The sequence below is a fragment of the Promicromonospora sp. NPDC050249 genome (assembly GCF_040656015.1).
GTDB lineage: Bacteria > Actinomycetota > Actinomycetes > Actinomycetales > Cellulomonadaceae > Promicromonospora.
In genome coordinates this window covers 1-10,748 of the sequence record NZ_JBFAKY010000067.1, presented here as the reverse complement: position 1 = coordinate 10,748, position 10,748 = coordinate 1, and the positions used below count along the sequence as shown (strand labels likewise).

The window sequence follows — 10,748 nt, the reverse complement described above, 5'->3', positions numbered from 1 at the left end:
CTCGCGATCACGGACGACCTCTTCCCCGACGGCTCGTTCACGGTCGACGAGCTGGCTCCCGGCGACAGCGAGGCGCACGAGTTCGAGATCGTCCTCGAGGAGGGCGGCCCGGACACGGTCGTGAACACGGCGTGCGGTGCCGCGGACGTCCCAGAGGACTCCGAGGTGCCCCCGACGATCAACTGCGACCCGGCAGGGCTGGAGGTGGAGGGCGACCCGACGCACACCAAGGAGCTGATCTCGGCAACCCCGATCGGTGACGGCCAGTGGGAGGTCGTCTACGGCCTCGAGGTGAGCAACACGTCGTCGGCGTCGACGTCCTACAGCCTGGACGACACGCTGCACTTCGCCTCCGATGCGAACATCGTCTCGGCTGAGGTGACGGCGTCGCCCGACGGTGTGACGCTGGCCGACCCGGCCTGGGACGGTCAGGGCGAGACCCTGATCGCGTCGGACGTACTGCTCGCCGGTAATGACGACGACGGTTACGCGCCGCACGAGTACGAGCTGACCGTGATCGCCGACGTGCCGCTGCAGGTGCCCGGTGCGGGCAGCGCGGACGACCCGACCGAGTGCGGCGCCGATGGTGACGACTCGGACACCGCGTTCAACAACACCTCGGCGATGACCGACTCCGCCGGTGAGGTCGAGGAGGACCAGGCGTGCGCGCCGATCCCCTCGATCGACATCAACAAGTCGGTCAGCGAGGGTCCGGTCCCGAACGGGGACGGCACCTGGACGGTCACGTACGACATCGTCGCGTCGAACTCTGGTACGGCGGACGGCGAGTACGACGTGACGGACAAGATGACGGCGGACGGTGACCTGGTCATTGAGTCGGGCAGCGTCATCACCACACCCGACGGCGTCACGGCGTCGCCGGACTGGACCGGCCTGGGGGCCGACCAGACCTCTCCGGAGAACGTGATCGCCTCCGACGTGACTCTGCCCGCGGGCGAGAGCCACACCTACCAGGTCGAGGTGATCATCGGGATCTCCGGCGACGCCGGGGGCAGCCCGGTCATCACGCCGTGCTCCGCGATGGGCGAGGAGAGCCCCGGTGGCCTGTCCAACGCGGCCGGGATCGAGCACAACGACCTGACCGACGAAGCCGAGGCCTGCGTCACGATCGCGTACATCACCGTCGACAAGACGGTGAGCGCGGGTCCGACGCCGAACGGTGACGGGACCTGGACGGTGGTCTACGACATCGTCGCGGAGAACACCGGCGAGGCTGCCGGCGAGTACGAGGTGACCGACCGCCTGCACTTCGGTGAGGGCATCGAGATCGTCTCGGCCGCGGTGAGCACGGCTCCGGACGGTGTGACGCTCGAAGACGGCTGGACGGGTCTCGGCGCTGAGGGGGCCGCGGAGAACGTGGTCGCCTCCGGCGTCGAGCTGGCTGCGGGTGGTACGCACACCTACCAGGTCGAGGTAGTGGTCGAGATGGACGAGGCGACCATCGACCCGGCCGTGCTGGCCTGCCCGCCCCCGGGCACCGGCGAGAACGGCGGCCTGGCAAACTCCACGACCCTGGACCACAACGGGATCGTGGGCGCGGACGAGGTCTGCCCGACCCTGCCGCTGATCGGCATCGACAAGACCATCAGCGATGGTCCGACGCCGAACGGTGACGGCACGTGGACCATCACCTACGACCTGGTCGCGACCAACACCGGCCAGGCCGAGGGGGATTACGACCTCACCGACCGCCTGCAGTACGGGGACGGGATCGTGGTCGAGTCCGCTGAGGTGACCACCGCACCCGACGGCGTCACCGCGTCGCCGGACTGGACCGGACAAGGCGAAGACGGCGGCGACGAGAACGTGATCGCCACCGACGTCGCCCTACCCGCCGGAGAGAGCCACACCTATCAGATAGAGGTGGTCGTCTCGCTCGACGAAGCGACCGTTACGCCGGACACGCTCGCGTGCCCGGAGCCCGGCTCGGGCGAGACCGGCGGGCTGGCGAACACCGGCGAGCTCACGCACAACGGTGAGACCCAGGCCGACGACGCGTGCGCGCCGCTGCCGCTGATCGACATCACCAAGTCCATCTCGGGCGCGGTGGTACCGGTCGACGGTGAGGACGGCGTCTACGACGCCACCTACGAGATCACGGTCACCAACAGTGGTCCCGGCGCCGGCAGCTACAACCTCGACGACACCCTCGCACCCGGCGATGGGGTCACCGTGGTCGGCATCCAGGACGTGACGACTGACGCGCCGGACTCGGTCGGGATCAACCCCGACTTCGACGGCGTCGACGAGCCGCGGATCGTGACTGACCAGCCCATCGCCGAGGCGCCTGACGCCCCGGTCGTGCACACCTACAGCGTCACCGTGCGGTACTCGGTGAACCTGAGCGGCATCGTGTTCCCCGATCTCGGCGACTGGTGCACCACCACCGACGGGACCGCTGACGGGGCACTGAACAACGTCGCCGACGTCACCTGGAACGGGATCAAGGACTCCGACGAGGAGTGCGTGCGCCCGGGCAAGCCCACCCTCGACAAGGCCCTGGTCTCCGCCAAGGCCGTGGGTGACGGTCAGTGGAAGGTCGTCTACGACATCACCGTGGGTAATGTCGGGACCGAGGCCACCACGTACGACCTGGACGACGAGTTCCTGTTCGCTCCGGTCGTGACGGTCGATGACGTCAAGGTCACCGGGCCGGAGGGCATCGAGCTCGACTCGGCGTTCGACGGCGACGGCAACCAGCGCATCGCCACGGACGTGACGATCGCCGGCCTGGACGACGACGGGTACGCCCCGCACGTCTACCGGGTCACCGTGACCGCGAAGGTCCCGCTGCACTTCGAGCAGGGTGACGTGGCCGACGACGGGACGGGCGCACCTGCCTGCACCGTCCCGGCCGGGTCGAACCTGATCGAGCAGGGACTGAACAACGCCGCGACCCTGACCGACGAGACCGGCGAGAAGCAGACCGACACGGACTGCGCTCCGGTGCCGTCGATCGACATCACCAAGTCCGTGATCGGTGACCCGGTCGCCGGGAAGGACGGGAAGTGGACGATCACCTACGCGATCAAGGCGACCAACACCGGTGACGCCGAGGGCGCATATACCCTCACCGACCGGCTGCGGTTCGGTACCGGCATCGACGTCACCGCCGCTGCCGTGACAGCCACGCCCAAGGGCGTGACCGCTGCCAAGTCCTGGACAGGTCAGGGCGCCGAGGGCAGTGCCGCAAACGTGGTCGCCACTGATGTGTCCCTGCCCGGCGGTGCGACCCACACCTACCAGGTGCGAGTCCAGGCCGACGTCGGGGACGACGCCGACAACGGGTCCACCTTCACGTGCCCCGAGCCCGGCTCCGGCCGGGCGGGCGGGTTCGCGAACACCGCAGGCATCGGTCACAACGACCTGACCGACACCGCAGACGCCTGCGCCACCCCGAAGGAGCCCGGAAAGCCCGGAGACCCCGGAACGCCGAGCGACCCCGGAACGCCGAGTGACCCGCCGCCCCTCGCGGCGACGGGAGCGGACATCGGCTGGCTCGTCGTAGGAGCAGCACTGCTGATCCTGCTCGGCGCGGCAGCCCTGATCATCGCGCGGCACCGGCGCAACATCGGCTGACGCCCTGAGACCGAAAGCCCTGCCCACGGTCAGCCAGCTCGTGGGCAGGGCTTTCGCTTCCGAACCACACGTACTGCGCACCACCAAGCAACGCACCGACCGAGGGAGCGACGCGTGAAGGACAAGGCGAAGAAACTCGCCAAGCCCATCTCAAGCCCGAGCCCGCGCAGGTTGTTGCGCACCGCGTGGGCGGGCGCTGTCGCTACCGTGGCTGCGGGGGGTTTGCTGTTCACCGCTTCGGCGAATGTCCCGGCTTCGCACGTTCCCGACAACGACCGTGACCTTCCGATCCAGCTCCAAGGGCTGATCGAGAGCGCGCCGGTCAGGCAGACCGAGACGGCCCCGGACGATGTGAGCCTGGACCAGATCGTGGCGGTCCTGGAGCGCGCCGACAAGCAGGCGCGGGAACAGGGCCCGGACCTCAGCCCGACGGTAGCGCAGGCTACTGCCGAGCTCGGCATGCTCTACACCACCTACAAGATGCAGCAGCTGGCGTTCGGTGAGAAGAATTACGGCCTGCGCATCCAGGACGCGCCGGTCGCACGCGTCTCCAAGAAGGACGACGGCGCGAACGACGGCGTCCAGGGGCATGCGCCGCAGAAGGACGTCCCGTCGGTTGTGCAGGCGTCTTACGAGCACACCTCGGTGGTCGACCCGCACGCCGAGGGCTCGCACACCGGCTATGTCACCTATGACCAGGTCGTGATTGCGGCAGTGCGGCTGGCGAACATGCTTGACTCGTCGGTGCCCAACGCGCTGGTGGAGGTTCAGCGTGCCGACCAGCGCCAGGGCCTCTCTTCGCGGGAAAACCTGGCGATGATGAAGGTGCAGGGCGCCCAGGAAGGTCAAGGTTTCTCGCTGCGCGAGAGCCTGCTCGACGTGGTCGCGGTGTTCGGTGGTTCGACCCTGGGCTATGCCAACGGCCGGATTCCGGCCGCGGTGCTCTGCCCGCTGGAGTTCGCGCCGGGGCACATGCTGCGCTGTGACGCCGCGGAGCGGCTGACGGCCTTGAGCGACAAGTTTGAGCGTGAGTTCGGGTACCCGATCCCGATCACCGACTCCTACCGGTCCTACGTCCAGCAGATTGCCGTCGCCAGCGCCAAGCCGCATCTCGCAGCCGTCCCCGGTACGTCCAACCATGGCTGGGGCCTGGCCGTGGACCTGAGCAACCCGATCGCAGGGGGTGCCTCCGCGGAGTACGTGTGGCTGCGCGTGCATGGTCCGGCCTTCGGGTGGGACAACCCGTCATGGGCCCGGCCGGGTGGTACCAAGCCCGAGCCATGGCACTTCGAGTTCTTCGCGGCAGGTGCGGTACCCGACCGTGCGATCGAGCCGTCCGACGTCGGCACCTGGGGTCCGACCGGGCCGTCCGACTCGTCTGATGGTGCGAGCCCACGCTACAAGCCGGCGCTTGATCCCAAGCCGAAGGACGGCTCGACTGCCGGTGGAGTACACAAGCCGCCCACGAAGCCGGCGGACGGGCCGAGCACCAGTCCGCCATCGCAGAGGCCGTCCAAGCCCACCCCGAAGCCGACGCCGAGCGACCCTGCGCCGAAGCCGACTACACCCACGACCGGCCCATCTCCATCACCGACCCCGTCACCGTTGCCCTCGGAACCCAGCCCGGAGCCCTCGGCCTCCCCGACCCCATCACCGACCCCATCTCCATCCCCGTCCCCATCTCCCTCGGAACCTGGCCAGGAGCCCTCGGCCTCCCCAACACCGCCTCCGTCGAAGCCGTCGCCGAGCCCAACTCCGACGCCGGCCCCGAGCGGTGACGGCGAGACGCCGCACGCCCCGACGCCATCGCCCAGTCCGTCGGTGTCCTCCGGCCCGCTGTCCAGCCTCGCCAAGAGTTTGGGCCTCGCCGTCGACGACACCGAGGACTAACCGGGTGCGTGACATCCGAGCAGGCACCAAGTGGGCCGACCACAGTTGCGGGAGGGGTGAGCACGCCGGGTCCGGCTGGGGGACCCGCAACACCAGGCCCGCGGTGGCCGACGACACGACGGCCGCGTCCGTGAGGACGGTTCCGCAGCAGCCGCCGGACGTGGCCTGCGTCAGGTCGTGCTATTCCCCCTGGCTGCCGAACTCCGCCGTGCCGAAGCTGACGGCCACCGGGTCGAGACTCGGCTGCTCGAACTTATCGCTCTACGCCGACTGGATCACTCGAACGCCGCCACCACACATTGGCGGCGCCCTTCATGCCTGGACACGATGTCGACGCCCACGTTGTAGATGCCTCCGATCGGTCGTTCCAGGGTGAGACTTCCTCGATACGTGGGCACAGGAACCTGACACGATTCCTGACACGATTGCCGTCGTGACACGCGTGATGACACGAGTCCTGTGCCAAAGAACGCCCGCGCTTGCCGATGATTGCCCATCCATGTGAGGCTGGGAGGGAGCCCCCCGGAAGCGGCGAGATCCCGCCGTTTCTGGGGCTCACCAGGGCGATCATGATCGCCCTGTCAGTCGGCTCTGCGGACGTCAAAGAGTTTCGCCTCACCGGGAAGAGGTCGGGGGTTCGAATCCCCCTAGCTCCACAGACAGAGGGCCGTTGATCCTGGCGTAACGCCAGGTCAGCGGCCTTCTTCGTTTTTGCCGGACCGCCACGACGAAGGGCGGCCGAATGAAAATGCCACGGGTTGTGCCACGCCCGAGGTGGCGCCTGGCGCGTATGAGCGGTCATGGACGGTCGGTGTGCCACGCACACCTGTCGCCCATGAACGACCACGCTGAGGACGACGAGAACCTGTCGCGGACACCGTTGTGGACGCTCGACGAACTGTGCACAAAGCTGCGTGTCACGCCACGGACGGTCCACGGCTGGCGACGTCGCGGCACTGCGCCCGCCGGGTACAGGGTTGGCCGGCACCTGATGTTCGACGAGGCCGACGTACGCGCATGGCTGGAGGCACGCCGGACGACGTCTGCTACCGATGACGAGACCGACGAGCACACCGGTACCGGTGACGGGTCGGGCTCGCTCCGACGGGCTGACCATCCAACGACGCCCACCACTCCGGATCGCCGGCCTCATCCCCGAAGCCGCCGGGCCGATGACCGACGAATACCGGCTGGCACTGGAGCAGCGGGCGACGTTGATCGAGCAACGCATCACCGACCTCGTGGAACGCGCCGTCCGCGACCATGAGCCCTGGCTCGCCGCGCAGGGCCCTGAAGCCAACGACACCGGAACCCGGCACAGCTGGCAGGCCGCCGCCCGCATGATCGCCGCCTACCGCGACCGCTACGGCATCACTGGCACTGCGCCACTGGGAAACCACTCCAGCTTCCCCGGCAACATCAGTGTCTTCTCGGGATGTACGAGCGACTTGAGAGTCGGTTCGTACGGGGACACATGGCTCGGCTTCTACCGGCCTCTCATCACAGGGTCGCAATATGACATCAGACTGGACAGCGTAAACCTCAACGCCCACATCAATGCAAACGGCTATACATTCTCGAACGTGGTTAGGAGCACGACCGCGCACGAGTTCGGGCATGCACTTCGGCTGGGTGACCACTCGAACCTCCCAACCAGGCTGATGAGCAGCTCCCGCAATCGCAACGTCATCACAGGACCCACGACCACCGAGGTCAACGAGTCGAACAGCTACTACTGATCGGAGCGATTCCATGCGCAGAAGTTTCAGCAAGTTGACGCTCTTGACGGGAGCCGTCGTGCTCGTGCTGAGTGCGTGCTCGTCGCCCACGGGCGAGCCAACCGCGGGGTCGACCGTGCAACTCCAGGCGGACTACCCCTCCTACGACACACCGGGCCTTGTCGCTGGATCGACGCTCGTTGTGGAGGGTGCGGCCTTGGCCACAGAGCCCACGGTTCTCACGCCACGATTCGAGGGCGACACCCCCGAGGAAAACCCACTGCTGGGACTGTCCGAGGAAGAGCTGGAGGCGGCACTGCAGGAAGAGGACGCCGTGCCGGCGACAGCGGTCACTTTCCGTGCGGACGTGGTCCACCAGGGATCCGTGGAGCCCGGACAAGAGATCACCATCGTGCAGACCGGTGGAGTCGTCGATGGAGTGACCTACCAGCTTGAGGGTGCGACGATGCTCACACCCGGAGAGGACTACCTCCTGTTCGCCACCGACAGCTTCGATGGCGCGTTCGCGATAGTCGGTGGCTCAGCCGGCGTCTATATCGCCTCGGGTGATGGTGTGTTTGCCGCCGCTGTCCCTGAGGTCGCGCCTGCTCAGCAGTTCACCAGCTCCGAGGTGGCATCGCTGACCGATTAGTGCGCGCGTTCTGCCCTGACCAGCGTTAGTGCTGGTCAGGGCATCGTGTAGGAACTCGCACAGCGGATCCTTGGGACTCGCCTATGGCCAGAGAGGGATCGGTCACGCCCGGCTGGTCAGATGCCCCGGCCAAGCGGGGTTTTTCCTTGCCTGGAAGGCGTCTTCCTCGCTGTGCCCCTATGACGGGTCGTCCGAGGGCGTCCCGGACCTCGTGTGGAGGATCTCGCGAGCCTGCGCCGCCGCGCGCACGAGGCTCTCGCTGATGAAGTCCATGAAGCGGGCGATGTTCTCGAGCCGTTCGCCGGCCGGTGTGTCGCGACCGAGGACGCTGACGCCCTCCCGCGCGGACGTGGCGAGCTGGGCGTTGGACTGCGCGGTGCCGATGATCGACTGGTACCAGACGTCGTTGTCGGCGACGTAGCGCTCGCGTCGACCCTCACCGGGCTCGCGGCGGACGAGGCCCTGGCCCTCGAGGAACGAGATCGCCTTGGACACCGATGCCGGGCTGACCTCGAGACGCTGGGCGAGCTCGGCCGCCGTGACGCTGCCCGCGTCGCTGGTGAGGAGGCAGGTCAGCACTCCGGCGCCGATCCGGGGCACGCCCGACTGCATGAAGAGGGTGGTGAAGGACTCCTCGAACTCGCGCACGGCGTCGGCGTCGCGTCCGTGGGCCTGCGGGAGTGCCTCCTGGCCGCGGGGCGTCGTCTGCTTGCGACGGTGGGTGCGGCGCTCGGCGGCCCGGTGGGCAAGGTCGGCGCGGTAGTCGACGGGGCCGCCGTTGCGCAGCACCTCGCGCGTGATCGTCGAGGTGGGCCGGTCGAGGCGTCGCGCGATCTCCGCGTAAGCGAGGTCGTCGGCCAGGCCCAGTGCGATCTGCTGGCGTTCCTGCTTGGTGAGCCTGCCACCCGGCATAGCGATCTCCTTAGTGCTCCGTGAGGTCCTCAGAATAGCGTTCACTCTCGACCAGTGCAACGTTCACTGAGAACGATGTTGCGTTAATTTTCCACGGGGCGCAACGATTTATGCGTGCTGACCTGCATAAACAGTGAAGTAACGCAACAACAGTGTTGCCTGAACTGCGAACGCAACGTAGCGTTTCCGACATCAGAAAGTACGGGCACCGCAGAGCACAGGAGCTGAACACCATGCAGACCTTCGACACCCCGAACCCGATCACCGCCGTCCTGGACATCCCCGCCGCACGGGTCCAGCTCATCGCCGCCGACCGTGCCGACACGGTGGTCGAGGTCCTGCCGGCGGACGCCGCCAAGGGCCGCGACGTGAAGGCAGCCGAGCGGACGACCGTCGAGTACACCGACGGCGTCCTGCGGATCGTGACGCCGGTGAAGCACGAGGTCCTCGGCGCCTCTGGTGCCATCGAGGTGACCGTCCAGCTTCCCGCCGGCTCCGGCGTCGAGGGCAGGACGGCGACCGCCGAGCTGCGCGGCGTCGGCCGGTTCGGCGACGTCACCCACGAGGCCTACGGCGCGATCAAGATCGACGAGGCGGCGAGCGTCAGGCTCACCGCCCAGGCCGGCGACGTCTCGGTCGGTCGCCTGAACGGCCCCGGGGAGATCAGCACCATGCAGGGCGACATCACCATCACCGAGGCCGTCCGCGGCAAGGTCGTGCTGACCACCCAGGCGGGCAACGTGACGGTGGGCGTCGCCGACGGCGTCTCCGCCTCCCTGGACGCCGGTACCTCCATGGGCCGGATCCAGAACGCGCTCACGAACACCGGCGTCGCCGAGGTAGAGATCCACGCGACCACCACCCAGGGCGACATCGCCGCCCGCAGCCTCTGACAACACTCCGAACCCGGTCCGGCCGCCACGGCGGCCGGACCCGGCAGGCGGGGTGGTCCGGATCTTCGAGAACGTGACGAGAGGGAATCAGATGAGTACCGAGGCAACGACCGGAGCAGGGCGCGCACCTGCGATCCGGGTGCAGGGTATGGAGAAGTCCTACAAGGACCTGCACGTCCTGAAGGGCGTGGACTTCGAGGTGGCGCGGGGGAGCATCTTCGCGCTGCTGGGCTCCAACGGAGCGGGCAAGACCACGATGGTGCGGATCCTGTCGACGCTGCTCCGGCCGGACGCCGGCACGGCGACCGTCCACGGGTTCGACGTCACCACCGACGCACAGCGCGTCCGGGAGTCGATCAGCCTGACCGGGCAGTTCGCGGCGGTCGACGAGGTCCTGACCGGCCGGGAGAACCTGGTTCTGGTCGCCAGGCTGCGGCACCTGAAGGACCCGGGCCGCATCGCGGACGACCTCCTGGCCCGGTTCGACCTGGTCGACGCGGGACCACGGAAGGCGGGCACCTACTCCGGTGGCATGCGCCGCCGGCTGGACATCGCGATGAGCCTGATCGGCAACCCGCCGATCATCTTCCTCGACGAGCCCACCACCGGGCTCGACCCCGAGGCCCGCATCGAGGTCTGGCAGGTCGTCGCGGAGCTGGCCAAGCGTGGCACCACCGTCCTGCTCACCACCCAGTACCTCGACGAGGCCGAGCAGCTCGCCGACCGGATCGCGATCCTCCACCAGGGCCGCATCATCGCCAACGGCACCCTCGCCGAGCTCAAGGCGCTGCTGCCCCCGGCCAAGGTCGAGTACGTCGAGAAGCAGCCCACCCTGGAGGACATCTTCCTCACGCTCGTGGGCACCAACGGCAAGGGCAGCAAGGAAACCAGCGACGAGTCGAGCAAGGAGCAGTCATGAACAAGCACTTCTTCGGCGACACCGCCGTCCTGACCGGCCGCTCCCTGAGTCACATCCTCCGCAGCCCCGACACCATCATCACCACCGCGGTCACCCCGATCGCCATGATGCTGCTGTTCGTCTTCGTCTTCGGGGGCGCGATCGAGACCGGTACCGACAACTAC

General features: G+C 67.9%; 7 protein-coding genes and 2 pseudogenes. 8 read left to right on the top strand and 1 reads right to left on the bottom strand.

The features are described 5' to 3' along the window. The 5 genes and pseudogenes from AB0I32_RS26820 to AB0I32_RS26800 all read left to right on the top strand — a co-directional run. Nucleotides 1-3,600, top strand: a pseudogene (locus AB0I32_RS26820) (hypothetical protein); the annotation flags it as partial. A 114-nt stretch (nucleotides 3,601-3,714) separates the two neighbouring features. Further along, the gene (locus AB0I32_RS26815) at nucleotides 3,715-5,490 is read left to right on the top strand and encodes a M15 family metallopeptidase (protein ID WP_357511700.1); all 1,776 of its coding nucleotides are present in this window, start codon (nucleotides 3,715-3,717) and stop codon (nucleotides 5,488-5,490) included. A 742-nt stretch (nucleotides 5,491-6,232) separates the two neighbouring features. Next, complete coding sequence (locus AB0I32_RS26810; RefSeq protein WP_357511698.1) at nucleotides 6,233-6,757, top strand: helix-turn-helix domain-containing protein; 525 nt, start codon at nucleotides 6,233-6,235, stop codon at nucleotides 6,755-6,757. Beyond that, complete coding sequence (locus AB0I32_RS26805; protein ID WP_357511694.1) at nucleotides 6,663-7,229, top strand: hypothetical protein; 567 nt, start codon at nucleotides 6,663-6,665, stop codon at nucleotides 7,227-7,229. The genes AB0I32_RS26810 and AB0I32_RS26805 overlap by 95 nt, the downstream gene beginning before the upstream one ends. A gap of 13 nt (nucleotides 7,230-7,242) precedes the next feature. Further along, the gene (locus tag AB0I32_RS26800) at nucleotides 7,243-7,860 is read left to right on the top strand and encodes a hypothetical protein (RefSeq protein WP_357511692.1); all 618 of its coding nucleotides are present in this window, start codon (nucleotides 7,243-7,245) and stop codon (nucleotides 7,858-7,860) included. Nucleotides 7,861-8,037: 177 nt separating this feature from the next. Here AB0I32_RS26800 and AB0I32_RS26795 read toward each other — a convergent pair whose 3' ends face one another. Further along, complete coding sequence (locus AB0I32_RS26795) at nucleotides 8,038-8,772, bottom strand: helix-turn-helix domain-containing protein (RefSeq protein ID WP_357511690.1); 735 nt, start codon at nucleotides 8,770-8,772, stop codon at nucleotides 8,038-8,040. Nucleotides 8,773-9,005: 233 nt separating this feature from the next. Between AB0I32_RS26795 and AB0I32_RS26790 the strand changes: the two genes are divergently transcribed. The 3 genes and pseudogenes from AB0I32_RS26790 to AB0I32_RS26780 all read left to right on the top strand — a co-directional run. Then, nucleotides 9,006-9,665, top strand: coding sequence for a DUF4097 family beta strand repeat-containing protein (locus tag AB0I32_RS26790; protein ID WP_357511688.1), 660 nt, complete (start codon nucleotides 9,006-9,008; stop codon nucleotides 9,663-9,665). Nucleotides 9,666-9,756: 91 nt separating this feature from the next. After that, nucleotides 9,757-10,584 carry an ATP-binding cassette domain-containing protein gene (locus AB0I32_RS26785; protein WP_357511686.1) on the top strand — a complete coding sequence of 276 codons (828 nt, stop codon included), beginning with the start codon at nucleotides 9,757-9,759 and terminating at the stop codon, nucleotides 10,582-10,584. After that, a pseudogene (locus AB0I32_RS26780) lies at nucleotides 10,581-10,748 on the top strand (ABC transporter permease); the annotation flags it as partial. The gene AB0I32_RS26785 and the pseudogene AB0I32_RS26780, both read left to right, overlap by 4 nt.

What these genes read in the sequence shown, in the direction of transcription:
- AB0I32_RS26810 (WP_357511698.1), top strand. Translation starts at nt 6,233, where the DNA reads ATGAAAATGCCACGGGTTGTGCCACGCCCGAGGTGGCGCCTGGCGCGT.
- AB0I32_RS26805 (WP_357511694.1), top strand. Translation starts at nt 6,663, where the DNA reads ATGACCGACGAATACCGGCTGGCACTGGAGCAGCGGGCGACGTTGATC.
- AB0I32_RS26800 (WP_357511692.1), top strand. Translation starts at nt 7,243, where the DNA reads ATGCGCAGAAGTTTCAGCAAGTTGACGCTCTTGACGGGAGCCGTCGTG.
- AB0I32_RS26795 (WP_357511690.1), bottom strand. Translation starts at nt 8,772, where the DNA reads ATGCCGGGTGGCAGGCTCACCAAGCAGGAACGCCAGCAGATCGCACTG.
- AB0I32_RS26790 (WP_357511688.1), top strand. Translation starts at nt 9,006, where the DNA reads ATGCAGACCTTCGACACCCCGAACCCGATCACCGCCGTCCTGGACATC.
- AB0I32_RS26785 (WP_357511686.1), top strand. Translation starts at nt 9,757, where the DNA reads ATGAGTACCGAGGCAACGACCGGAGCAGGGCGCGCACCTGCGATCCGG.